Below are 25,376 nucleotides of genomic sequence, written 5' to 3' on the forward strand. Positions count from 1 at the left end.
TGGGACGTCCTGTTCGCGGCCCTGGACTGCATCCCGATGTTCAAGGGCCTCACCACCGCCGGCGGCCTGTTGAAGATGGCCCGCGAACTCCCCGCCCTCCTCAAATCCGGCAAGGCCCTGGAGAACATCGCCAACAGCGTCCGCAAGGGCGCGGGAGCGATACGGGACGCCGGCCGCACTATCAAGGGCCTGTTCACCTCGGGCGACCCCATCGACATGGCCACCGGTGAGATGGTCATGTCCGCCACCGACGTACATCTGCCCGGCATCCTCCCGCTGTTGCTGGAGCGCGCCCATCGCACCGGGTTCCGCGGCGGCCGGTGGTTCGGGCCGACCTGGGCGTCCACGCTGGACCAGCGGCTGGTCCTGGACGACCAGGGCGTGCGGTTCACCACCGCCGACGGCATGGTCCTGCACTACCCGGTACCTGAGCCCGGCCACCCACTGCTCCCCGTCGAGGGCCCGCGCTGGCCCCTGACCTGGGACGGCACCCCCGGCAGCACCATGACCGTCGCCCAGCCCGACACCGGTCGCACCCTGCGCTTCCGGGCGCAGCCGCGCGGGGGGCTGGCCCTGGCGGAGATCACCGACCGCAACGCCAACAGGATCGTGATCACGTACGACGACCTCGGCGCCCCCGTCGACGTCACCCACAGCGGCGGCTACCGCGTCGCCGTCAGCACCGCGGACGGCCGGATCACCGCCCTCCACCTGGCTTCCGCCGATGACCGGCCCGCCCTGTGCGCGTTCGGCTACACCGACGGCCACCTCACCGCCGTCACCGACTCCTCCGGCGTGCCCCTGACCTTCGGCTACGACGACCGGGGCCGCATCACCCGCTGGCAGGACCGCAACGACACCTGGTACACGTACGCCTACGACGACCAGGGCCGCTGCGTCCGCACCGGGGGAACTGACGGCGTCCTCGCCTACAGCTATGTCTACGACAGCGCGCCGGGGACGACGGTGGCCACCGATTCGGTCGGCGCCACGACGACCTACGAGTTCAACGTCGCTCGCCAACTGATCCGGCAGACCGATCACTTCGGGCACAGTACGACATCGGCGTGGGACCGCTACGACCGGCTGCTGAGCCGTACGGATCCGCTGGGACGCACGACGCGCTACACGTACGACGGCCTGGGCCACTGCACCGGCATCACTTATCCGGACGGCGCCGTCGCGCGGATCGAGTACGACGACCTCGGATTTCCCGTACGGGCCGTCGATCCGGACGGGGCGCGGGTCGGCCAGCGGTTCGACGCGCACGGGAATCTGCTGGACACCACGGACGCGGCCGGTGCGACGACCGCGTACACGTACGACGACCGCGGCGCGCTGACGTCGGTCACCGACGCTCTCGGTGCGACCCGGCGCATACGGACCGACGCGGCCGGGCTGCCCGTGGCGGTCGTGGACCCCGACGGCGGGGAATCCGCGTACGTCCGTGACGCCTTCGGCCGTGTCGCGGAGGTCACCGATCACACGGGACAGTCCGTCAGGACCGGGTGGTCGTCCGAGGGCCGGCCGCTGTGGCGGAGGCGGCCGGACGGTTCGGCGGAGGAGTGGGAGTACGACGCCGAGGGCGACCTTGTCGCCTACCGCGATCCGGCGGGCGGTGTGCACCGCTTCACGATGACGCACTTCGGTCTCCCGGCCGAGCGGACCGCACCCGACGGATCACGTCTGCGCTACACCTACGACACCGAGCTGCGACTGACCGAGGTGCGCGACGACGACGGTCTGACCTGGTCGTACACCTACGACGCCGTGGGCAACCTGGTCAGTGAGACCGACTTCAACGGGCGTACGCGCACGCACCGTTACGACGCCGCGCGCCAGCTCATCGGCAGTGTCGACGCCCACGGGGGGACGACCGGCTACGAGCGGGACTCGGGCGGACGAGTGACCAGGATGGTCACGCCCGACGGCGACGCGGTCTTCGCCTACTCGGCCACCGGTCGCATGCTGCGCGCCGAAAACGCCTCCGCCGTCGTGGAGTTCACCTACGACGAGGGCGGTCGGCTCGTCGCCGAGAGCTGCGACGGGCTGGTCATGACCAGCCGCTACGACGCGATGGGACGCCGGATCGGCCGCCGGACTCCCTCGGGCGTCGAGAGTGCGTGGACCTACGACGAGGGCAACCGACCGGTGGGCCTGCGGATGGGCGACCAGTCGCTCCAGTTCACCTACGACCGCGACGGCCGGGAGACCGAGCGGCGGTTGGGGCAGACGGCCCGGCTGCGGCAGAGCTGGGACCCGGTCGGCCGCCTGACGGTCCAGTCCCTCGTGGACGAGGCGAGCGGGCGCCCGGTCCAGGAGCGCAGGTACCGCTACCGGCCCGACGGATATCCGACGGAGATAGCCGAACTCGTCGGCGGCACCCACCGGTTCACGCTCGATGCCGCCGGGCGGATCACTGACGTCGACACCGGTGATCCCCGCGGTGCCGGGCCGGACGACCGGCGTCCGCCGCTTCCTGAGGTGTCGGGATCGCGGGTGCTGCGTTCCGGCCGCGTCCGCTACACGTACGACGAGCGGGGCCGCGTTGCCGTCAAGACCCGGATGCTGCTGTCCGGCGGTCGGCTGCGCTGGACCTTCGGGTGGGACGCGGAGGACCGGCTCCGGTCGGTCACCAACCCGGACGGCAGTGTCGCCGCGTACGCCTACGACGCGCTGGGACGCCGTACGTCCAAGAAGCTGGTGACGGCGGACGGCAGTGCGGCCGGGGAAGTCCGGTTCGCCTGGGACGGAGAGGTCCTCGCGGAGCAGGTGCGCGTCCCGGCCGCGGCGGCGGACACCGTGGTCACCGCGGCCCAGGAAGCGGTCACCACCTGGGAGTGCCTGCTGGGAGAGGGCCCGCGCGCGGTCGCGCAGGTGCAGAGCAGGCGTACGGCCGAGGCGGTGGCGGACCTGCCGCAGGAAGAGATCGACCGCCGGTTCCTCGCCGTCATCACGGACCTGGCCGGTGCTCCCACCGAACTCGTCGGTCCTGAAGGCGCCGTCGCCTGGCGGCGACGCGGTCATCCGTGGCTGCCGGAGACCACGCGGACGGCGGAAGAGGAAACCGCGGCTGCCGCGTCGGAGACGGCCGCCGGGGACCCGGTCGACTGCCCGCTGCGCAGTCCGGGCCGCTACCACGACCCCGAGACCGGCCTCGACTACAACTACCACCGCTACTTCGACCCCGAGACCGGACGCTACCTGAGCCCCGATCCGCTCGGTCTGGCTACGGGGCCCGACGACTACGCCGATGTCATCAACCCCACGGTGCTGGCCGATCCGCTCGGCCTCTCACCCTGTTCCTCATTGATCAACGTGTTCCGGGGCCCGTCGCAGGGCCTTCCCGGCGGCCAGCTCGGTGCGCCCATCAGCATCCGGCAGTTGCGCATGGCGCTGGGCAAGGCGGACATGTCCGTGAGCCACTACGACATCGTGCACGTTCCCGAGATCCACACGCCGACCGGACTCGGTTTCGGCAACAGCCCGCACCTGGTGTCCGGCACGCCCCAACTCGGGCCCCGGGGGCTGCCGTTGATCCAGATCTCCGACCTGGGTCTGCGCAGCATGGACGAGGGCGTCGCCACCGTCTTCCACGAGATCTACCACCATCAGCAGTTCCGGCTGTCGCTCAATTCGAAGCCGCTGTGGGGCGAGACCGTCGCGCCCAGTCATATCTGGGGCGGCACGGAGGACGCGGCGGAGGAATACGGCCAACGTATGCTGTCGCTGTTCAAGTCCAGGACAGGCTGACGAGGGGCGAGCGGTGCGGGAATTCGATGCGGAGCAGGTCCAGCAGCTACTGGCCGGCCCGAGATTCGTCGATGAACCCGGTGAGCGCGCCTGCCCGGCATGCGGAGCCGTCGCGGTGCGGACGTACGTCTACCGGCGGGTGGGACCCCACCGCACCGTACGCATCACCTACATGTGGTGCGCGTCCTGTCGGCGCCACAAAGGATGGACGGGCCCCGACGCCGGGCCGAGCTTCGATGACCCGCTCCTCCAACTCCCCGAAGCGGCGCGCGACATCCTCCTGAAGGACTTGGAATCGCTCTTCGCCAAGCTCGACGCGCTCTGGGATGCCGGAGACCTGCCCCAGCACTTCGGCGACTGACCGCTCGCGGAACACGGGGCCGGGCGTTGGAGAGGCCGATCCACGGGGGCGACCGGCGTCGGCCGGTGCCGGGCGGCGGCCCGGTCCCGCCGCGTTGGTCCGCGCTGACCGAGCGTGTCGCGCGGTCGGCCGGGTGGTATCCGGGACGCGCGGTGCCGGTCGGGCGGATGGCGGAGGCGCTGCGCCCGCCTGTCCCGTCCGGCGGACCGCGTGACCGCCGGGAAACGGCTCGGCAAACCTCCCGAATCGGTCGGCCGGGCACAGACCGGGGGCTTGCGGCAGTACGCACCGGCTTGTGCGGCGTGCGGGACCTCGTGTGCATCAAGCGGGGCGGCGCGCGCCGATGTGCGCAGGGGCGGGGGGCGGGGAGGGTGACCGCAGACGCGCAACGCGTCGGCACGGCGGGCCTGTTGACGAGCGATCGGACGGCGCACCGGCGTGCCCGTACGAAGGAGATTGTCGATGAGAGGCTTCGGCCTGGCAGATACCGGTATCGACGGAAGACGGCGCGGCGAAGGGAGCGGCGGGGCCAGTGGCCGGGCGGACCGGCGGTGGCGCAGGCGGGTGGCCACGGCGCTGTTAGGGGTGACCGTGCTGGCCACGGGATCGCTGGTCGCGGGCGGCCCGGCGCAGGCGAACACGCCCGGTCAGCCCGGTACGCCGAGCGCGCCGACGAGCGTGTTCACGGAGGACTTCGAGAACGGTCAGGGCCCGGCGGTGACGACGCTGCCGGACTACACGGGCGCGGCGCCGCTGGCGGAGACGTACACCGCCGATCCGGCGTGGCTGACCTCCTGCAACGGTCTGCTCGTCTCGCAGCAGGGCCCCGCGAGTCCCCCGCCGGGCGTCAACTGCGGCGGCTTCTGGAACGCGAACAAGCAGATGGCCGTCGCGCTGGGCACGTGGGCGGGCGGCAACGCGTCCACCAACCACTCGCTCACCGCCTACACCTCGGGCGATCCGGGCGCCGGGCGCACCGAGTTGGAGACCGTACGGCCGATCCCGCTGAGCGCGAACCACCGGTTCCTGACCTTCTCGGTGGACGCGGCGGCCCAGAACTGCTTCGCCAGCCACCCCCTGCTCGCCTTCTACCTGCTCGACGGCGGCACCGCGCGCGCCGCGTTCACCTCCCCCATCGACCCGTGCCAGAACCCCGGTTCGGTGATCGGCGGCACCTCGGTGGGTACGTACGCCAGCAACGGCTCGGTGCTGTTCAGCGGCGACTCGGCCGGTATCCGGCTGGTCAACGAGCAGGCCAGCGGCAACGGCAACGACGGCGCGATCGACAACGTCCGTCTGCTGGACGCCACTCCGCAGCTCGACCAGGGCTTCGCACCGGCGCACCTGCCCGTGGGCGCGCCCACCACCCTGACCTTCACCGTCACCAACACCAGTGAGCTGGCCGCCAAGAACGGCTGGTCCTTCGGCGCCCAACTCCCGGACGGGCTGCGGCTGGACGGCAGCAGCGCGACCACCGACTGCGGTACGGGAACGGCCACCGCGAACGCGGCGGACGGCACGGTGACCGTGAGCGGTGACCTCGCCGCCGGTCAGCAGTCCTGCACCGCGACCGTCAAGCTCACCTCCAACGACGGTGGCACGTACCAGATCTGCGGCTCGTCGATCACCGACCCGGTCGGCGTCGACCTGCCGGGCTGCGCCTCGGTGACCTTCACCGCGCCCGTCTTCGACGCCCGCGCGCACGGCGTACGGCTCACCTCGCCGCTGCTCGACATCGGCCCGCTGGCGCCGTCCGCCCACTCCTGCACGCCGCTGCCCGGCAGCGACAGCCACTCCGTGGTGAGCGCCGGGCTCGGCACCGTCGGCAACCTCGGTGTCCTGACCACCGACGCCTCGGGGACCGTCGACAGCGACGGGACCCGTACGGCCGCGGCCCACGCCCAGACCACCGGCGTCAATCTCCTCGGCGGCCTGATCACCGCCGACCTCGTCGGCACCTCGGCCCGGGCACGGCAGTCCCTCACCGACACCGGGCCAGGACCGGTCTCCTCGACCGGCTCGACCGTCCTGACCAACCTCCGCGTCGCCGGTGTCACCGTCGCCGCCAACGCCGCGCCCAACACCACCATCGCCCTGCCGCTCGTCGGCTCCCTCGTCATCAATCAGCAGACGACCGTCGCCGGAGGCAAGGGCATCACCGTCACCGCCCTCTCCCTGACCCTCCTCACCGGCGTCCACGTCACGATCGCCCAGAGCACCGCCGCCCTCCTCACCTCCACCGACCCCTGCCCCGCCACCTGACCCGACCCAACCCGACCCACCCGCCCTGCCCGGGGCCGCGCGGACACCCCCGGGCAGGGCGGCTCCGCGCCGAGAGAAGGCCCCGGACCGGACCCGGTCAGCCGACAGCGGCCCGACGCCGGGCGATGAGTTCGGGGGGTGGTGGGGGTCTACCTCTTGGACGGGGAAAAGACATCGATCGGGAGTACGTCATGGGTCTCATTCACATCGAGCTGTTCACGACGCTGGACCTGGTGGGGCAGGCGCCCGGGGGGCCGGAGGAGGATCCGGAGGGGTTCTCGTACGGGGGGTGGCAGGTGCCGATGCTGGACGAGGTCGCCGGGGCGCAGGTGGACGCGGCGTACGAGGGGACGGACGCGCTGCTGCTCGGGCGGCGGACGTACGACATCTTCGCCGGGTACTGGCCGCATCAGAAGGACGGGGACAACGGGGGGTTCGCCACGCTCTTCAACAGCGTGCCGAAGTACGTGGCCTCGCGGGGTACGCCCGATCTGTCGTGGGCGGGGTCGACGCACCTGGGGCCGGACCTGGTCGCGGCGGTGCGCGAGGTGCGGGAGCGGCACGAGCACATCAAGGTGGTCGGGAGCCTGAACCTGGTGCAGACGCTGCTGCGCGAGAAGCTGTTCGACCGGCTGGACCTCTGGGTGCACCCGATCATGCTGGGCGTCGGGAAGAAGGTGTTCGACGGCGGCGCGGTCCCCACGAACGTCACCCTGCTCGCACCGCCCGTGGCCAGCCCGAAGGGCACCGTGCACCTGCGGTACGCGCGCGCCGACGGCGTCCCCGGCACCGGCGACATGAGCGCGGTCGACCGCGACGCCGGGCAGGGCGCCTGAAGCACCGTTCGGCGGCTTTGCCAGCTCTTTACAATCCGTTCCGCCCGCGTCTCGTCTTTTCAGTCGATCCGCACCTCAGCCCGCGCGTGACCGCGCGGGCGGGCCGACGAAAGAGAGCGATTCATGCGCCGAACTGTTCTGAGCGCCGTGGCACTCGCGTGCACTGCCGTGCTGGCGAGCGGTGTGCCCGCGTTCGCCGACGGGGCGTCCCCGACCCCCACCCCGACCAGTGTGAAGACGCAGTCGGCCGCGCCGTCGACCGGGCCTTCGGACGCCACCTCGTCCGCGCGGCCCTCCGCGTCCCCCGCGCCGACCAAGGCGACGTCGGGCCAGGTCCCCGCGGTGCCGAAGGGAGCGCCGAACACCGGTGAGGCGCCGGTGGCCTCGCACGGCGGAAACGACGGCGGCCTGATCGGCGGAGGCGCGGCCGCGGTGCTCGCGCTCGGCGGCGGGGCGGTCCTCCTCGTACGCCGCCGGCGGGCGACCGGGGCGTGACCTCCGGCCGCGCGGGCGACCGGAGCGCGGGCGACCGGACCGCGGGCTTCCGACTCACCGGCCCCCGGCGCGCCTTCGTCACCGCGGTGACGGCCGCCCTCCTGCTCACCGGCTGCGGCGGCCATCACGCCGCGGGCCACGCAGCGGGCGACGCCTCGGGTGACACCTCGCGCCGCACCGCCGTGACCGAACGTCCCACCGGCGCACCGCCCTCTTCGCGGCCCGCCGCGAAGTCGGTACGCGCGCTGGCGCGTTCGGTCCCGGTGCGGCTGGAGGTCCCGGCCATCGGGGTCAACACCCCGGTCATGGAACTGGGGTTGGCCCCGGACGGCACCGTCGAGGTCCCGCCGATCACGGCGCACGACCGCGCGGGCTGGTACCGGGGCTCACCGACACCGGGTCAGACCGGCCCCTCGGTGATCCTCGCCCACGTCACGGTCGGCGCCTACGGGGACGGGGTCTTCCGTCACCTCGCGCGGCTGCGCCCGGGCGACCGGACCGTGGCACGCCTGAAGAACGGCGAGGCGGCGCGATTCGCCGTCACCGACGTCCGTACGGTCGCCAAGTCGGACTTCCCGACGGACGCGGTCTACGGCGACGTGAACCGTCCCGAGCTCCGGCTCATCACGTGCGGCGGCCCGCGCGAAGGCACCGGCTACCGCGACAACGTCATCGTCTTCGCCTCGCTGATCCCGTAGCGGGCGCGTCACGACGAACCATGGCCAAGGCGGTCTCCTGACGCCTTCCCCGAGTCCCGGGCCGCCGCCGATCCCCGTACGTCGGCGGCCCGGGACCCTCCCCGAGCGACCGCACAGGACCGCGAGGAACCGTAAGAAAACATAAGGAACCGTAAGAAACCAAAAAGAGCGCGAGAGTCGGCGACGACCCGCACGACCCGCACGAAGTCCGCGACAGCACCACCCTGCCCCCGACATGGAGAGCGTTGAAACGGTCCCGCGAGAAGGCAGCGTCCGAGCTGTTCGCCGCCTTCTATCCGCGCCTCGCCGGCTGGTGCCGCCGCCTGGTCGACGACGACGAGACGGCCCACGAGATCGCCTCGGAGGCGTTCACCCGGCTCTGGGCGCGCTGGACGGCGGTGGCCGAGCCGCGCGGCTTCCTGTACGTCACCGCGACCAATCTCGTACGGGATCATTGGCGCAAGCTGGAGCGCGAGCGCAGGGCCGTACGCCGGGCCACCGTGGAAGCCGCGGTACGGCAGCCGGCCGAGCAGACCGACCCGTCGCTGCGCATGCTGGTGCAGTCGCTGCCGGAACGCCTGCGCGTGCCGATCCTGCTGCACTACTACGCCGACCTCCCGATCCGGGAGATATCCCTGCTCACCGGCCGCAAGGAGGGGACGGTCATGTCCGACCTCCACACCGCCAGGGAACTGCTGCGCGCCCACTTGAGGAGAAGCCTTGATCACACAGTCTGACGACGGTCAGGACTTTGACCCCGAGGACCCGCTGACGGTCATCCTGCGGCCCGCCCCCGACCATCTCGGGCTGCCGCCCGGCCGGTACGAGAAGATCCGCCGGGGCGCGGCCCGCCGCCGCCTGCTCCGTATCGCCGTCGGGGTCGGCCTGTCCGGCGCCGTCGCCGTCCTCGTCGCGCTGCCGCTGCGCATGGCGGGACCGCAGTCGCCCGCCGCGCCCGCGATCCCGCTCGGCACGCCGCCCGCGAGCGGCCCCGCGGCCAGGCCCGCCGCCACCACCCCGACGCCGCGCCCCGCGCCGACCGACGCCCCCGCCACGGCGAAGACCCGGCCCACGGCCCAGGCCCCGTCACCGAGCGCCGCCACGCGGACCGGACCGCCCTCCAAATCCGCCTCCGCCTCGCCCACTCCGACCCCCACCACGGCCCGCCCGACGGACCGTTCCTCGGACGGTCCCGCCACCTCGAACCGGTAGGCCGCGCAGGGGTGTTGCGCCCGCGAGCCGCGCAACACACCGCGGGGCCCGGCCAGGATGCGGTCGGGCCCCGCGGGGCTACGCGGATCGGGGCGCGGTCAGTGCCCGTTGCCCCGCGCGGACCGGTGGAAGGCGACGGTGTAGGTACGGGTCACCGAGCCGTTGGGTGAGGTCAGGGTGACGGTGCGGGTGGTGGAGCGCGGCGCGGTCGAGGAGACGACCGCGCTTCCGTCGGTGACCTTGACCCGGGTGCCGGGCTGGGCCGGGACGGCGGTGACCGCCAGGACCTTGCCGTTGGCGGGGAGGTCGACGACATACGTGGAGACCTCGGGGTCGAAGCCGTCGACGGCGACTCCCCCGACCTTGAGGGCACTCGCGTCGGCGACGCTCGCCTTCGTGGCGTCGGCGTGGTTGGTGACGGTGACCGAGCCGTCGTGGTTGACCACGACGCGCGCGGCCATCGCGGCGGCCAGATTGATCCGCTCCCAGCTCGGTGCGCCGTCCGCCGTGAGGTCGAGCGGGTAGCCCGAGTCGGTGGCGGTCTGCTGGAGGATCTGGGTGCGCTGCCCGGCGGTGAGGTCGGGGAACGCGGTGATCAGCAGGGCCGCCGCGTCGGCCGGCGCCGTGAGGGGCTGACCGGCCTTGCCCGTACGGGAGAAGCCGTAGGTCAGGCGCTGCGTGTAGACGTCGATGTCCTGCGCCGTGGTGAGGCCGCCGTAGGAGTCGCCCGCGCAGGCGGCGAGCGTGTCGCCGTATCCCCGCTTCTCGCACTGCGCGAGCAGCACGTTCTCGATCTCGGTGTGGGCCTGTGTGAGCAGGTGCGCGAAGTCGGGGTCGGCCCATCGGTGGGCCACGGTGGCCTGTCCGGTGATGCGCCCGCCCATGACGTCGAGCGGGTAGTGGAAGCCGAGGATGACCCGGTTGTCGCCGTACTCCGAGGTGCGGGCGAGGATCGACGGCGCCAACTCCGGCAGGAGCGTGGCCAGTACGGTCCCGGCCTCGTATCCGCCGTACGTGTGACCGCTCGGGTACGAGCCGCTGGTGGCGAGGCCGCTGTAAGAGCCGTCCTGCGACTCGTAGACGTCCCCGCCGTCGCCGACGAAGCCGAGCCGGACGTACGGGCGCAGGTAGCCGTAGTGGTCCTTGGCCGCGTCGTGGGTGTCGAGACCCTGGGTGACCCGGCCGAACAGGGCGTTGGTCTTGGGCAGTTGGCCGCCGCTCAGCGCGTCGCTGTAGATCGCGCCGAGCCGGGACCCGAGGCCGTCCGCCAGGGTGACGGTGGCACTGTGCGTCGCGTCGACCTCGGCCCTGTCGACCTCCTTCTGGGTGGCCGCGTTGTTGACGCGCACCGCGATCTCGTCGTTCTCCGCGGTGAGCGGCGCGCCCTTAGCGACCTTGGAGTTGGCGCCGAGGACGCTGGAGGGGAGGTGGTCGAAACCGCTGAGGAGATCGGTGAAGTAGTCGGAACCGTCGCCGGTCGCGGGCCACTTGTCCGACGCGTAGCTCGCCTTCAGCGTCTCGTCGGGGAACGGGGACGGGGTGTACGCCGGGGCCGCCGCGTCCTGAGCGGCGGCCGGGTCGTCCGAGGTCCCGGCCAGCGTCACCGCGGTGACGGTCGCCGAGTGGGCCTTGGCCTTGGCCTTGGCCGCCGCCTTGCCCTCGGACTTGCCCGCCGAATTGCCCTCCGCCTTGCCCTCCGTGTTGCCCTCCGCCTTGCCCGAGACCGTGAGCAGCGCCGTGCCGATCGTGGCGGGAAGGTGCGCGGTGGAACCGTCGTCGAGGGTCACGGTGTAGCCGATGACCGGGAATCCGCCGTCTCCGGCCGCCCGCCAGGTCACCCGGACGTGGCTGCCGTCCGTGGTCACCCCCGTCACGTGGGGCTTCTGCGGCTTGCCGCCGCCGGTCACCACGGGCGCGGTGGCGGCGCTCTGCCGCGAGGCGCCGACGGCGTTCAGCGCCTGGACGCGCGCGTTGTACGAGCGGCCCGCGGGCAGCGAGGTGAACACCGTGCCGCGGCTGTTCGGGTCGCGGATCTCGACCTGGTGGCCGTCGCCGAGGCTGATCCGGTAGCCGGTGACGGGCGAGCCGCCGGTGTCCTGCGGCGCGGCCCAGGCGACGGTCACACTCACGCCGGACGAGGTCGCCGACACCGCGCCGGGCGCGGCCGGAACGGTCATGGGCTTCGTCCTGAGCGCGGACATCGCACGGTCGAGGGCCTGGTAGCGCGCGGTGAGCGTCGTGTCCGTCGCCTTGTCGTCCGCGACGGCCGCCTTGGCCGCGGCGAACGCGGTGGTGAACGCCTTCCACGACGCGTCCGTGTAGCGCGCGTTGTCGAGGGCCGACGCCGTGCCGACCAGGTTCTCAAGTCGCAGCCGGGGCAGCGGAATCAGCTGGTCGGCGGCGAGGGTGAGGCTGCGGGTCTGCGTGTCGACTTCGAGCTGGGCCGCGTCGGCGGCGGCCAACAGAGCTTGCGCGGAGCCGAGTTCACGCCGGAACACGCCGAAGTCGATCGTGTCGTAGCGCGCCGCGTCACCGGACAGTCCCGCGTACCGGTCGATCGCCTCGCGCAGCGCGGTCTTGTCCGTCGCGGTGGGCGTGTCGACATGGCTGAAGGTGATCCGGCCCAGATTCGCGACGTACGGGTGCGAGGAATCCGGAGTCGTCAGCAGCCGCAGGTGGACGGTGTGGGTGCCGGTGACCGGCGTGGGCAGCGTCAGGCTCGTCGTGCCTCCCGACGACCACGCGCTTCCGGTGACCGGCAGCGGGACGGTCGCGTACGGCGTCCCCGGATCGGCCGCGTCGAAGGAGTCCAGGTAGAGCTGGACGGCGGAACCGGTGCCGCAGCGCGCGGAGTTGTTGACGTAGGTGAAGGTGACGGTGTTCTTCGGGGCGGACCCGAAGTCGACGGCGCCGTAGCCGGCCCAGGCGCCGTTGTACGTACCGCCGAGGTCGGTGGTGGAGCCGGAGCCGGTCCAGCCGACCGGCTCGCTCTTGAGGCCGCCGCCGCTGTTGGAGTCGAACGCGGTGGCGTCGAAGCCCACCGGGGCGTCGGCGGTGCGCGTCAGGGTCAGCGAGTAGACGTTGGCCACGTACGGCTGCGAGGACGACTGGGTGCTGGAGACGAAGTCGGCGTACACGTCCTGGACGCCGGTGAAGACCGCCGGGTCGAGCTGGACGGTCGCGGTGGCGAGGGTTCCCCAGCCGGAGCCGGTGTAGTCGAGCGGGATGTCGACGGCCTTCTCGCCGTCCTTCGAGCCGAGGTGCAGTTCGAGGTGCGAGTCGGACGCGGCGCGCGACTGCGGCTTGTCGTAGCTGACGGTGACGGTGTCGGCGCCGTCCTTGAGGTCGGTGGCCTTCCACTGGGCCCACGCGCCGTTCGTGGTGTTCTCGAAGATGCCGTTGCCGAGACTGAGCGGCAGCGAACCGCCGCCGGTCGTGGTGCTGTTGGCCGCCGTCAGCGTGGCGAGCGTGGTCGAGGGTGACGAGGAGACCGCCTCGGGCGAGAACTGGTACCAGTCGAAGTTCGACACCCACTGCTGGCCGGACGGCGCGTGGAAGACGAACGTCGCACCGGACGCGGCCAGCAGCGCGTCCGGGTCGGTGACGGCCGCCCGCACGGTGGTGTAGGTCTGCCAACTGCCCGTGCCGGGCAGGGAGACGGTGGCGACGACGGGACCGTCCGCGGCGCCCGCGTGCACGTCCACGCTGCTCGGCTTCGCGCTCGTGGCCTGCGAGTTGGCGTAGCGGACCGCGACGCTGCGCGGGGCGACCCCGCCGAAGTCCAGCTTGTTGTACCGCTCCCAGGCGCCCTCGGTGACCCCGCCGAGGTCGCCGTCGGAGTAGTACGCCTCCTTCACGAGGCTGGGGCCCTCCATCTGGTCGGGGGCCTCGGCCTGGAGTACGGCGTAGCCGCCCTCGTCGATGGTGAGCGCGTCGGCGGCCGAACGCAGCGCGTCCTGCGCCGCCATGAGCGTGCCCGTCCTGGCGGCGGTGTCCGCGAGGACGGTCCGCGCGCGCTCCAGCGCCGAACGGAACAGCGTCCAGGAGCCGTCGGAGTAGTTGCCGCCGCGCACCAGGGACGCCTGGTCGACGAGCGCGCCGAGCGAGGCGCGGTACACCGCGGCGGCGGAGACGGTCAGCGGGTCGGTCGCCGAGATGCCCGTGCCGCTCACCGTGGAGGCGCGCACGCCGTGCGCGAAGGCCGCGTCGCGGAAGGTGATGCCGTAGCGCGCGTCGACCTTCGCGGTGCCGGTGAGCGACAGCGTCGCCGTACGCGAGCCGGTCACGCGGAGGTCGGCCGTCACGCCGCCGGGCAGGCCGGTCACGCTCGCCGCGCCGGACTTGGTGAGGCTGGTACCGCTGCGGGCGGCGAAGGACGCCGGTCCCGACAGGGTGAGCTTCACGCTGCCGTGGACGGAGCCGTCTGCGGCGGTGGCGACGGTGTCCGGGCGGGCGGACATGACGGTGCCGGTGCTGCCCGCTCCGGTGCCGCCGTGGCCGGTGTCGGTGTCCAGCGAATACGCCGGCTTGGTGTCGACGCCCCACCGGGAGGGCTTGGCGCCCATGGTGAAGTCGAGGGTCCCGCCGGCGATGATCTGCGAGTAATCCAGCCAAGTGTCGCCGAAACGCTTGCCGTTGAGGGTCGCGCTCTGCACGTAGTAGGTGGTCGGCGAGACCCCGCCGGCCTTCACCGTGAAGCGCGAGCCGTTGGCGTACGTGATCGTCGTGGAGTCGAAGAACGGGCTGCCGATCTGGAACTGGCTGGAGCCCGCGGTCACCGGGAACAGGCCGAGGGCCGCCGCGACGAACATGGTCGACATGGTGCCCGCGTCGTTGTCCATGGTCGGCAGGAAGCCGTTCGGGGCGAGCTTGTAGACCTGCGTCTTGACCGGCGGGGTGAACTCGCCGCCGCCGCTGGGGGCTTCGTTGGTGGAGCCCGTCGCGATGTACCGGTTCCAGGTCGAGCCGGTGTAGATGGCGCGCACCCACTTCTGCGTCAGGCCGGGCTCGCCGACGTAGTTGAAGAGGTACGGGGCCTGGAGGTCGATCTCGTTCGCGTTGGAGTGCAGCATGGTCGAGCCGTTGTCGAGGGCGGAGTCCTCGCCGAACATGTGGTAAACGGCGGCCTTTCCGGCCTTGGCGCCGCCCATGGCCTTGATGAGGCCGCCCATGTCGTAGGCGTCGTACCAGTGGTACTGCCAGAGCGTGCCCTGGTAGAGACCGGCCGCCTCGAACTTCTCGTAGTCGGCGCTCTGCCAGTCGCCGCCGGACGCGCGCGGCGTCAGCAGGCCGACCTTGGTGCCGTCACCGGCCGTCCAGGCACCGGACTTCACCAGGTTGTCGATCGCCATCGTCGACTGCGTGCGCAGCTTGGCGGCGTCCGCGTCCTTGCCGAGCGCGCCCGCGATGACGGACAACGCCCACTGGTCGTAACCGCGTTGGACCGTCGTACCGGGATCACCGGTGACGTATCCCTGGCGCAACTGCGCGCCCGTGTAGAACCCGGAGTACGACAGCAGCGCCGGATACGCCTCGTCCAGCCGGTCGAAGTTCTTGTAGCCCTTCGACAGCGCGTCGGCGATCACCACCGCCGAGCGCTCCCACCGCACGGTCGGCACCGAGTGGGTGAGGCTGCCGAGGCTCTTGCCCGAGGCGTGCGCGTCGGCGAAGAGCACGATGAGCGACTGCACCAGGTCCCGGTACGTGGCCGGGTCGATGTACGCCTCGACCGAGTACTTCCTGAAGTCGTCCCAGGTGGACCAGCCGTCGTAGTACGTGAAGCCGTTCGCGGTGTGCACCGCGCCGTCCGCGCCGCGGTAGGTCCCGCTGGTGCTGGTGGCGTTCACCGGCAGCCCGTACATCCGGTACAGGTGCGTGTAGAACTCCTTGGTGAGCGTCGACCCGGGGTCGGACGTCGCGGAGGCGCTGACGGCGACGGCGCCGAGCGTGCTGTTCCACTCCGCCTTCGTCCGTGCGCGCGCCTGGTCGAAGGTGAGGCCGCCGACCTCGTTGCGCTGGTCGGTCACGGCCTGTTCCGCGCTGATCGGCGAGAGCGTGACGCGCAGTTCGACGTCGCGCCCGTCCGCCGTGTCGAATCCGAGGACCGCTCCGGCGTCGGAGCCGTCCCGCGTGGTCGCGTCGCCCAGCGTGCCGTCGTTGCCCCAGCTCTTCAGCGAGGTCACCGGGACATTGGTCGTGGCGGCGTAATAGAGCTGGTACGAGGCGCCGTTGAACGAACCCGCGATGAGGCCGGTGATCGAGGTCGTCCCGTTCGGGAGCGTCGTCGCCTTCATCGTCGTGCGGGTGCGGCTGGTGAAGTTGTTCGCGAGGTCGAGGACGAGTTGGGGCTCGGCGCCGTCGGGGAAGCTGTAGCGCTCCAGGGCCGTACGCGTCGTCGCCGTCATCTCGGCCTTGACGGTCCCGGCGTCCCGCGTCACCGCCGAGGCGGTCCCGGAGACAGACCCGAGCCCCACCTGGTAGTAACCGGGCGTCGCCGTCTCGTCGTTGTGGCTGTACGGGTGCGCGTACGTGCTGGGCGCCGGGCGCTTGTCGTAGCGCACGGACGTCGGGACGACCAGCAGGTCACCGCCGCCGCCCGAGCCGCCGACGCCGTCGAGATTCGTCGCGGTGAACCCGGCGATGCGGCTCTCGTTGTAGTCGTACCCGGTGTGGTTGCGGCCCGGTGTGGTCAGCGGATTGACCTTGGCGAGGCTGTGCGGCGCCTCGGCGCCCGGCAGGTCGTTGCCGTCGTCACCCGCGGTGGAGACGAAGGGGTCGACGAGCTTGGTGTAGTCGGTGCCGCTCGACGCGCCGGACGTGCCGGACGTGTGGGACGTGTTGGACGCTTTGGCCGAGGGTGCCGCCGTGGCCGTACCGGCGCCCGCCAGCGCGGCGAAGGCGAGCGACCCGGTGAGCAGCGCCGCGACCGTGGCGCGCAGGCGGCCGTGGCGCCCGCGGGCGGCTCCCGGTGGCGTCACGCGCGGCGTCGGGGCGTGGGATCTGATGGGCATGTGGCCTCTCCGGAGTCGCGGAACGCACGCACGACCCCGGGACGACAACGTTGTCAACCCAACACTGGAGCGTGCAGAGTGAGATGGCGGTGGACACGCCGGAGTATTCCCGCAAGCGCCCACGGACGTCCACCATCAGACACGGGAAAGGCGTACGGGGGACAAACGGAATCCGCACAGAAGGTGCGCTCCGGGCGCACGGGCCGGGGCGTGGCCTCGCCTCATGCGGCCGGTGGCCCGTCGGCCGGAGCGGACCGGGCGCCACATCTCCGGTGGATAACGACTCGGTGAGAACCGGCCGGGCACCACATCCATCCGGCCGGGTGGCGCGTCTCACCTTCGAGCCGCACACTCTCGTGTGACCGCGCCGCAGGGGCATTTGGAGCAATCAACGTGATAACCGGCAGCAAGGCCATTCGTCGTACGTCCGTGGTGGCCGTCACCGCGGGCGCCGTACTGACCGTCGGAGCGCTCGGCTCCACGGCCCAGGCGGCGACGCCCGCGCCGCCCCCGATCGTGGCCAAGGGCGGCTACGTGATGAACAACTCGACGGGCACGACCTACTACACCAAGACCGCCGACACCAAGCGGTCCACCGGCTCCACCACGAAGATCATGACCTTCGAGGTGGTGCTGCGGCAGAAGAAGCTCAACCTGAACGCCAAGGTCACCGTCCAGAAGGCGTACAGCGACTACATCGTCAGCAAGAACGCCTCCTCGGCGCGCCTGATCGTCGGCGACAAGGTCACCGTGCGGCAGCTCCTGTACGGGATGATGCTGCCGTCCGGCTGCGACGCGGCGTACGCGCTGGCCGACAAGTACGGCGTGGGCTCCACGCGCGCCGCGCGGGTCAAGCAGTTCGTCGGCCAGATGAACTCCACCGCCAAGGCGCTGGGCCTGAAGAACACCCACTTCGACTCCTTCGACGGAATCGGCAACGGGAACAACTACTCGACGCCGCGCGACCTGACGAAGCTCGCGAGCACCGCCATGAAGAGCGCCGACTTCCGCTCGGTGGTGAAGACCCGCTCCATCAAGACCAAGGCCACCACCAAGAGCAACGGCTACCGCTACTACACCTGGACCAACACCAATACGCTGCTGGGCAGTTACAGCGGCGCGATCGGCCTCAAGACGGGCTCGGGCCCGCAGGCCGGCTACTGCCTCGTCTTCGCCGCCACCCGCGGCAACCGCACCGTGATCGGGACCGTCCTGTCGTCCAGCTCGGTGAACCAGCGGGCGACGGACGCCAAGAAGCTGATGGACTACGCCTTCAAGCGCTGACGCGCCAGTTCGGCGAGAGCCCTTGACGAGAGGGCCCGCTGATCAAGAGGCCCCCTGACGAAGGGGCGCTGACGAAAAGGCCCCGCTCGCCGTCTCCGGTGAGCGGGGCCTTCGTCCGTACGGCGCGGGCGGGCGCCGTCAGTTGGTGTAGTACAGGTACTTCCACCCCGTGGACGTCGTGGTGTTCAGGCGGTCGCCCGAGGAGCCCTTGACGTACACCGCGCGGACGCGGGCCCGGATGCCGGACTCGCCCGGTCCCGCGAGCCCCACCCGCGAGGTGCCGGTGATCGCCAGCCGGAAGTACTCGCTGCCCGATGAGTACCAGCGGCCCTTGTAGTAGACCTGGAGGTCCAGGCGCTGCGAGCGGCCGTTGGCGTACGTCATGTGCGTGGTGAACAGCGCGGACTTCTTCTTGTGGAACCAGTAGTACGAGGTCGAACCGACCTTGCCCTTGCGGTAGTTGCCGGACACGGCCAGCGAGACACTGACCTGCGTGCCGACCGAGCGGGCCACCGACTTCGGCGCGGAGACGGCGTCACCGGCGAACGAGGCCCAGAAGGTGGTGTTGCGGCTGAGCCGGTAGGTCACCTTCAGGTCGCCCGCCGCGTTGACCTTCGCGGACTTGACCAACTTCTTCTGCCCGCCCGCCGGTTGGGCCCAGATCGAGAGCACGCGGCTCTTGCCGGTCTTGCCCAGGTGCCCGGTGACGGTGGCGGTGGACCCGTAGGCGTACGTGGCGCGGTTGGTCTTCACGCTCGCCGCGGTGGCCAGGCGCGAGACCTGGACGACGCGCTTGCCGGAGCCGGCGGTGTGCGTGGCGTCGCCCGCGTACGTGGCGGTGTACGTGACGCCGCCGCCGGTGGTCGGGGTGTCGGTGAAGCTGAACGTGCCGTTGGCCGCGACCGACTTGGCGCCGAGGGACGTGCCCTTGGGGGAGGTGAGGTCGGTACGCGTCACCGTGACCTTGGCGCCCGCGGGGAACGCCGTGGTGGCGGTCAGCTTGCCGCTGACCGTGATCTTCGTGGCGCGCTTGGCGGTCGACGGGGCGCTGACCGTGACGGCGGTGACCGACTTGGTGGGGTCGGTCAGCACGCGCAGGGTCGGGTGCTGGCCGTAGACGTCGGCCGTGACCGCGAACAGGCGGCTGCTGTCGGGCGCCCACGCGAGGCCGCCCGCCACCAGGGCGGAGGCGGTGCCGGGGTTTCCGACGACGCCGAAGTCGTAGGTGCGGACGCGGTGGTCGGAGCGCGGGCGGAAGATGTAGACGTCCGGCTCGTAGGCGCCGTCGATTCCCGCCGCGATCGTCCCGTCGGGGGCGACCGCCACCGCGTTCGGGTACGCGTCGGTGGTGTAGCGGCCGTCGTCGGCCAAGTCGGACGTCCGGTACGCCTGTTGGAAGTACGGGGCGCCGCTGGCGACCAGCACCTGCTTGCCGTCCGCGGACAGTGCGATGTCCTGCATGTTCCCCGCGTTGTTGGCGTTCCACCGGTACGCCTGGGGCTCGGCGTGCCCCGACGACACGTCGTAGACCTGGAGCTCCATCGGGCTCTGGACGGGCGTCCCGGCCGCCACCACGTCCGGGTTACCGGGCGAGGAGGCGAGCATCGGGGCGGTGCTCCAGGTGTGGGGGCCGCCCTGGCCGAGGGTGACGACGGCGCCGTTGGTGGTCCGGGTGGGGGTGTCGGCGGCGAAGGGGGCGGGGGGTGCCGGGGTGGTGGCGTCCAGGGTCGGGGAGGTGGTGACCGGCGGGTCCGAGGGTGAGTCCGTTGGCGTGTCGGTCGGGGTGTCGGTCGGCGTGTCCGACGGGCTGGGGCTCGGGGCCGTGGTGTCCGTCTGGGTGGGGGTCGGCGTCGACTCGGGGTCCGTCGGGGTCGGAGTCGGGGCGTCCGTCGGAGGAGTCGTGGGCGGGGTCGTCGGCGGGGTCGTCGGGTCGGTCTCCGGGTCGAGGTCCAGGGAGCCGAGGTCGGCGGACCCGTCCGCCGCGTATCCGAACCAGATCGTGTGCCTGGTCATCGCCAGGTGGCGCGGGGCGACACCGAGCGGGTAGCGGGCCGTCTCGCGCAGGGTGGCCGTGTCGATCGCCGAGATCGCGTCGGCCTTCGGGAGCGCCACGTACACCGTCGAGGAGTCCGCGGACAGCACGAGCCCGGCGGCGCCCGGCTCGGAGGTGATCTGAGCGACCGTCTTGCCGTTGTAGTCGGCGACGACGACCTTGTTGTCGGTCGTGCTGATGAAGACGCGCCGGTGCGCGCCGTCGACCACCATGTCGGAGTACGAGGTGATCGGCAGGGTGGCCGCGCTGTCGGCGGCGGCCGGTTCGGCCGCGACCCCGAGCAGGGACGCGGTCGCGAGCAGGACGGACAGAGCCGTCCCGCCCGCCACATGACGGGTGAGCAAAGTGGGTTCCCCCCAGGAACACGTGCGGGGCCGGACGTCCTCCGGCACGATGCGGGCGCGCCGCCGAGCGCGGGTTCCGATGCGGACCCGGCCTGCTCGCGGCGCTGACCATGAGCACGATAGGGCACGGCTGTGACAGCGGGCCATCGTATTGGGGCGGGCCGCCGATCCGTCACGGCGCCTTGTCCCCGCGGTGGCCGTACCGTGCCCGATTCGGTCCCTGGGCTCCTACAACCTTCCGGCCGCGCGTGCCTTGGGGCCGGACGTGCCTTCCGGCCGCACGCGCCTTCCGACCCGACATGCCTCCCGGCCGGACATGCCGGACGCGCGGTACGGAGCCCGTGCCCGTACCGCGCGTCCGGTGGCGGGTCAGCGCCGAACTCCGGTAGCGCTGAGCGTCGGTCAGCGCTGAGCGGTGGACGCCGAGGGGGACCAGATGTCGATCACGATCTGCTGCCGCTCGGGGCGGACCGCCGCCGCGCGGCCCGCATAGTTGCGGTCGACCTGGGCCGCCTCCGCCGCGTTGGGCTTGGCGTTGAGGCACGCCGTGCCGGGGCCGTGACCCGACATCAACTCCGAGCACGGGCCGCTGTAGTGGTCGAGGAGCCCGAGGATGTGCCCCGTCTCGTGCGCGGCGATGCGGGTCACGTCGTACCCCTCGTTGACCGCCTCCTGCCCCAACTGCACCTGTCCCCTGCTGCCTCCCGGCACGATCGGCCCCAACGTCGTCTGCGGCCACCCGCTGGTCGCCTTGTACACGAAGTTCGCCGAGCCCGCCGAACTGGCCGCTTGCAGCCGCACGTTGTGCACCGCGCTGTTCCAGTTCTGCACCCCCTGCGTTATCGCCGCCGCCCACTGCCCCGCCTGGCTGGCGTCATAGGTCAAGGTGACGACCGCCGTCGCCGCCTTCGGTTCGGCCTGCGCCGAAGCGACCCCGGACGCGGTGCCCACCATGGCCGGAATCAGCGCCGCCACAGCGACTATTCGCGTGATCATGAGACTCACCCACCTCCTCAGAACCAGTTGCCCCGCAGTCCCCCAGGGCACCACGCCCCCATCCCCCACCACAAGTACCCGTTTCCCGCCCTTTCTCCGCCATCCCACCCCAAGCCCCGGACGTGCCCGCGTGGCTCCGCCCTCGGCCGCGGTGCGCGCCCGGGCTTCGGGGCGGGCTCATCCCCACCAATTACGACAAGGTCACAATGCCGGGACTTTTCCGGTCACTCCCGCCGAGGTGCGGGACGCCCTTCAACGCTACGCGGGACAGCACCTGGTGGAGTTCACCGAGGAGCCCGAGGCGCTGGAATGGCGGGCCAGCTCCTCCCGGTGACCACGGCCGGGGGCGGACGGGTGCCGCGGGTGCCGCGGGTGCCGCGGGGCGGGGGCGGCGTGGCAGCATCTGGGGGTATGGAATTCTCCGAGGTCGTCCGCCGTCGACGCATGATCCGGCACTACTCCGACAAGCCGTTGGCCCCCGAGGTGACCGAGCGGATTCTCGCGTCGGCGCTACGGGCGCCTTCGGCCGGTTTCTCGCAGGGGTGGGCGTTCCTCGCGCTGACCGACGCGGCCGACCGTGCGCGGTTCTGGCCCTTCGTGCCCACGCGGGTCGAGAACACGCCGACCATGCAGGACGCGCCCCTGGTCGTGGTGCCCCTCGCTCACAAGGCGACGTACCTCGAACGGTACGCGGAGCCGGACAAGGGCTGGGAGGACCGGGCCGAGGCGCGCTGGCCCGCGCCGTACTGGTACATCGACACGGGGATGGCCTCGCTGCTCATGCTGCTGAGCGCCGTGGACGAGGGCCTGGGCGCCTGCTTCTTCGGCATCATGCCCGAGCATCTCCAGCCGTTCCGGGACGAGTTCGGCGTCCCCGACGCGTACGCGCCGCTCGGCGGCATCACCATCGGCTACCGCGCCGACGACCTTCCCCCGCAGAGCCCCCGCACCCGCGACCGCCGCCGCGACCCCCGAGAGGTCGTCCACCGCGGCCAGTGGGGCCGCCACGCCTGAGGTCGCTCGCGGAAGCGGCCCGCCACCTGTGAAAGAGCCCTCGCGGGCGACCCGGGGTGCGGGCCGCCCGCGAGGGCTCGGGGAGGGAGCGGGGTCAGCCGGTGGTGCCTGCCGCGGCGCCGACGGCGATGAGCCTGCGGTTGATGTCGCGGACCGGGCCCGGTTGGACCTTGAGGACTTCGCGGTCGTACGTGATGAGGCCGTTCAACTCGCCCTCGACGTCGCTGATCTGGGTGTACACCGAGCCGGAGAGGTCGGTGGAGGCGTCGGGGACGAGAAGAGCGGTGTTGGCGACGTACGCCTTGGTGAGCTCCTCGATGGTGGGGACGTCGCCGTAGTTCTGGCCGCCGGAGACACCGAGGATGTGGCCGGGCACGGTGAGGGAGTAGCCGCCGTGCTCGCCGTCGACGGCGGCGCGGGTGGCGTCGGGGGCCGGGGAGGCGGGACCGTGGTAGAGGTGGTAGTCGATCAGGTCACCTCGGCCCGAATCACCCTTGGAGGCGCAGCAGTTGACGCCGGAGGCGGGGTCGACCAGGCGGCTCGGGTCCTGTTGCTTGACCGAGTCGGCGAGGGCGCCGGTGGCTTCCTTGGTCTTCTCGCCCCAACCCTCGTTCGTCATGGTCCAGATGACGATGGACGGGCTGCTGATGTGCTGGTCGACGATCTCGTGGACCTGGCTGGTGAAGGCCGCGTCGCTGGCCGGGGTGGAGTCCGGGCCGGTGTTGCGGCTCGGCATGTCCTGCCAGACCATCAGGCCGAGCTTGTCCGCCCAGTAGTACCAGCGGGCGGGTTCGACCTTGATGTGCTTGCGCACCGCGTTGAAGCCGAGCTGCTTGTGCAGTTCGAGGTCGGACTTGAGGGCCGCGTCGGTCGGCGCGGTGTAGATGCCGTCGGGCCAGAACCCCTGGTCGAGGGTGGCCAGGACGAACGTCGGCTTCCCGTTGAGCTCGATCTTGTTCACGCCGCCGACCTTGCCGACCGAGATCGACCGCATGCCGAAGTAGGAGCCGACGGTGTCGATCGAGCGGCCGTTGGTGAGCGTGACCTGGAGGTTGTACAGGTACGGGTGGTCGGGGCTCCACAGCTCCGGGTGCGGTATGCGCAGCCGCAGTTCGGCGCCCGCGCGGCCGACGGCCGCGCCGACGGGCTTGTGGCCCGCGTACGCGACGGCGGCCACCAGCGAGGAGGACGACGTACCGGCCGCGGGACGCACCGTGACGGACAGCGTGCCGTCCTTCACATTCGGCGTCAGGACCAGGGAGTCGATGCTCGCGGCGGCCACCGGCTCCAGCCACACCGTCTGCCAGATTCCGGAGGTCGGGGTGTACCAGATGCCGCTGGGGCTGCGCGACTGCTTGCCGACGGGCGTGCCGTCGTCGGTGGTGTCCTTCACCTTCAGCAGGACGGTCTGCGGCCCGCCGCGGGTGAGCGCGTCGGTGACGTCGGCGGTGAACGCCTCGTATCCGCCCACGTGGTGGGCGACCTGGCGGCCGTTGACGTACACCCACGTCTCGTAGTCGACCGCGCCGAAGTTCAGGTGCAGGCGCTGGCCCGAGCCGATCCGCCAGTTGGCGGGTACGGAGAAGGTGCGCTGGTACAGCGACCAGTCGTGGTGCTCGGCGACGCCGGACAGCGGCGCCTCCATCGGGTACGGCACCAGGATCTTGCCGCTCAGCTTCGACGTGGGCAGCGGCGCGCTTTCCGAGGTGCCCTGGAACTGCCACGTCCCGTTGAGGTTCTGCCACTTGTCCCGCGTCAACTGCGGCCGGGGGTAGTCCGGGAGCACGTGGGACGGGTCGACGTCCTTGGCGTACTTGCTGGCGAAGTACCAGGTGGAGTTGTTGGTCGCCAGACCCGAGAAGAGCGGTACGGGACCGGCGGACGTCGTCAGGCCGCCGAGGCCGTCGTAGCTGATCCGCACATCGGAGTGCAGGGAGACCGGCGTGTCCGACTCCCCCGCCGTGAGCAGGAGTTGGGAGCTGTTCGCCGGGTTCACGGAGACGCCCGGCGTCCACCGGCCCGCGCCCGCGATCACCGCGAGGTGCTTGGTGATGTCGGACGGCACCGCGGTGACCGGGCCCGCCAACTGCACGGTGGCGGTCTTCCCCGAGGGGGCGACCACGGCGTTCACGTCGGACGGCGTGTAGCCGACCGGCAGATGCAGCGCCGCGTCCGGGATCGCCTGGCGGGCGATGCCGGGACCCGACCACTCCGTCTTGATGTACGCGCCGCCGTTGCCCTGGTTGTAGTCGAACGCCAACTGATGGGCGCCGGCGGTCAAGGTGACCGGCTCGGACGTCGTCTGCACGTCCCAGTCGGTCGTCCAGTGGTCGATCACGCTCGACCCGTCGAGCGACATCCGGAAGCCGTTGTCACCCTTGATGTAGAAGGTGTACGTGCCGTCGGCCGGGACGTCGAGCTGGCCCGTCCAGTGCACGGCGACGTTCTCCGTCGAGCCCGCGTAGCCGCGCAGCGTGGGGATCAGGTCGGGCACGTTCAAGGACGGCTCGACCGCGGTGCTGCTGTACTGCGCGAAGTCGAGCGAGGTGGCGTCGGTACTCAGGTAGTAGTCGCCGCGCAGACCTTGAGCGGTGTCGGCCGGAGCGGCGGACGCCCCGGCGGTGGACGAGGCCGGTGCGGCGGCCGGGGCCGCGCCCGCCGCGGCCGGGGTCAGCAGCGCCGCGCCCAGTATCAGCGGCACCAGTGCGGTCAGCCGGGCCGTCCGGGACAGCCGGGACGACCCGGTCGTGCCCGCCGCTCGGCGGCTGTTCGTTGTGCGGGATATGCCTGATCTCACTGCGGATACACCTCTCCGTAAGAGAACTCGGCGTCCAGGAAGCGGGTGAGGACGTGCGGCTCCACGACAGCGCCTTGGGGGCCCTGCCGACTTTCCAACGTTAGAAACCTGGACCGGGAGCATGAAACCAGCAGGCTTCAGCGCCGTCCACCCTCCGCGCAAAGTTTGTGAAAAATCGAGCGGCCCGATCACACCAGGCATGGCTTACCACATGGGGCACAGGGGAGGCACGGGCGGTGCGGACTGCGAAGGCGCGCGGGC

The 25,376-nt window shown here is 71.5% G+C and carries 14 protein-coding genes; 10 read left to right on the forward strand and 4 right to left on the reverse strand.

What is annotated here, in order from left to right; all coding sequences use genetic code 11:
• The 8 genes from ABZX65_RS09080 to ABZX65_RS09115 form a co-directional block, all read left to right on the forward strand.
• Positions 1 to 3,753: DUF6531 domain-containing protein (locus ABZX65_RS09080; RefSeq protein ID WP_355336447.1), on the forward strand; the 3,753-nt coding region annotated here is incomplete at its 5' end.
• A gap of 13 nt (positions 3,754 to 3,766) precedes the next feature.
• Positions 3,767 to 4,114 carry a hypothetical protein gene (locus ABZX65_RS09085; RefSeq protein ID WP_355336448.1) on the forward strand — a complete coding sequence of 116 codons (348 nt, stop codon included), beginning with the start codon at positions 3,767 to 3,769 and terminating at the stop codon, positions 4,112 to 4,114.
• A gap of 462 nt (positions 4,115 to 4,576) precedes the next feature.
• Positions 4,577 to 6,376: a choice-of-anchor P family protein gene (locus ABZX65_RS09090; protein WP_355336449.1), complete on the forward strand. Its 1,800-nt coding sequence runs from the start codon at positions 4,577 to 4,579 to the stop codon at positions 6,374 to 6,376.
• 191 nt (positions 6,377 to 6,567) lie between these two features.
• Complete coding sequence (locus ABZX65_RS09095) at positions 6,568 to 7,212, forward strand: dihydrofolate reductase family protein (RefSeq protein ID WP_355336450.1); 645 nt, start codon at positions 6,568 to 6,570, stop codon at positions 7,210 to 7,212.
• Between the two features lie 123 nt (positions 7,213 to 7,335).
• Positions 7,336 to 7,707 carry a sortase-dependent protein gene (locus ABZX65_RS09100; RefSeq protein WP_355336451.1) on the forward strand — a complete coding sequence of 124 codons (372 nt, stop codon included), beginning with the start codon at positions 7,336 to 7,338 and terminating at the stop codon, positions 7,705 to 7,707.
• 86 nt (positions 7,708 to 7,793) lie between these two features.
• Entirely contained in the window at positions 7,794 to 8,405 is a 612-nt protein-coding gene (locus ABZX65_RS09105) for a class F sortase (protein WP_355336744.1), read from the forward strand.
• A 245-nt stretch (positions 8,406 to 8,650) separates the two neighbouring features.
• Entirely contained in the window at positions 8,651 to 9,142 is a 492-nt protein-coding gene (locus ABZX65_RS09110) for an RNA polymerase sigma factor (RefSeq protein WP_355336452.1), read from the forward strand.
• Positions 9,126 to 9,617 (forward strand): hypothetical protein, encoded by a 492-nt coding sequence (locus tag ABZX65_RS09115; RefSeq protein ID WP_355336453.1) that lies wholly within the window; start codon positions 9,126 to 9,128, stop codon positions 9,615 to 9,617. The genes ABZX65_RS09110 and ABZX65_RS09115 overlap by 17 nt, the downstream gene beginning before the upstream one ends.
• A 98-nt stretch (positions 9,618 to 9,715) precedes the next feature.
• Here the strand turns inward: ABZX65_RS09115 and ABZX65_RS09120 are convergent, their stop codons facing one another.
• A complete protein-coding gene (locus tag ABZX65_RS09120) occupies positions 9,716 to 16,627 on the reverse strand; it encodes a glycoside hydrolase domain-containing protein (RefSeq protein WP_355336454.1) in 6,912 nt (2,303 codons plus the stop codon).
• A gap of 393 nt (positions 16,628 to 17,020) precedes the next feature.
• Between ABZX65_RS09120 and ABZX65_RS09125 the strand changes: the two genes are divergently transcribed.
• Positions 17,021 to 17,911, forward strand: a complete 891-nt coding sequence (locus ABZX65_RS09125) for a serine hydrolase (protein ID WP_355336455.1) — start codon at positions 17,021 to 17,023, stop codon at positions 17,909 to 17,911.
• Positions 17,912 to 18,049: 138 nt separating this feature from the next.
• Here ABZX65_RS09125 and ABZX65_RS09130 read toward each other — a convergent pair whose 3' ends face one another.
• Both ABZX65_RS09130 and ABZX65_RS09135 read right to left on the reverse strand, forming a co-directional pair.
• Entirely contained in the window at positions 18,050 to 20,308 is a 2,259-nt protein-coding gene (locus tag ABZX65_RS09130; RefSeq protein ID WP_355336456.1) for an Ig-like domain repeat protein, read from the reverse strand.
• A 402-nt stretch (positions 20,309 to 20,710) separates the two neighbouring features.
• The gene (locus ABZX65_RS09135) at positions 20,711 to 21,304 is read right to left on the reverse strand and encodes a snapalysin family zinc-dependent metalloprotease (protein WP_355336457.1); all 594 of its coding nucleotides are present in this window, start codon (positions 21,302 to 21,304) and stop codon (positions 20,711 to 20,713) included.
• Between the two features lie 411 nt (positions 21,305 to 21,715).
• On the opposite strand from ABZX65_RS09135, the gene ABZX65_RS09140 reads away from it, so the two are divergent.
• Positions 21,716 to 22,318 (forward strand): nitroreductase family protein, encoded by a 603-nt coding sequence (locus tag ABZX65_RS09140; protein ID WP_355336458.1) that lies wholly within the window; start codon positions 21,716 to 21,718, stop codon positions 22,316 to 22,318.
• Between the two features lie 94 nt (positions 22,319 to 22,412).
• Here the strand turns inward: ABZX65_RS09140 and ABZX65_RS09145 are convergent, their stop codons facing one another.
• The gene (locus tag ABZX65_RS09145; protein WP_355336459.1) at positions 22,413 to 25,115 is read right to left on the reverse strand and encodes a PA14 domain-containing protein; all 2,703 of its coding nucleotides are present in this window, start codon (positions 25,113 to 25,115) and stop codon (positions 22,413 to 22,415) included.
• Positions 25,116 to 25,376 lie beyond the last annotated feature (261 nt).

The organism is Streptomyces sp. NPDC003300 (assembly GCF_040610915.1).
Taxonomy (GTDB): domain Bacteria; phylum Actinomycetota; class Actinomycetes; order Streptomycetales; family Streptomycetaceae; genus Actinacidiphila.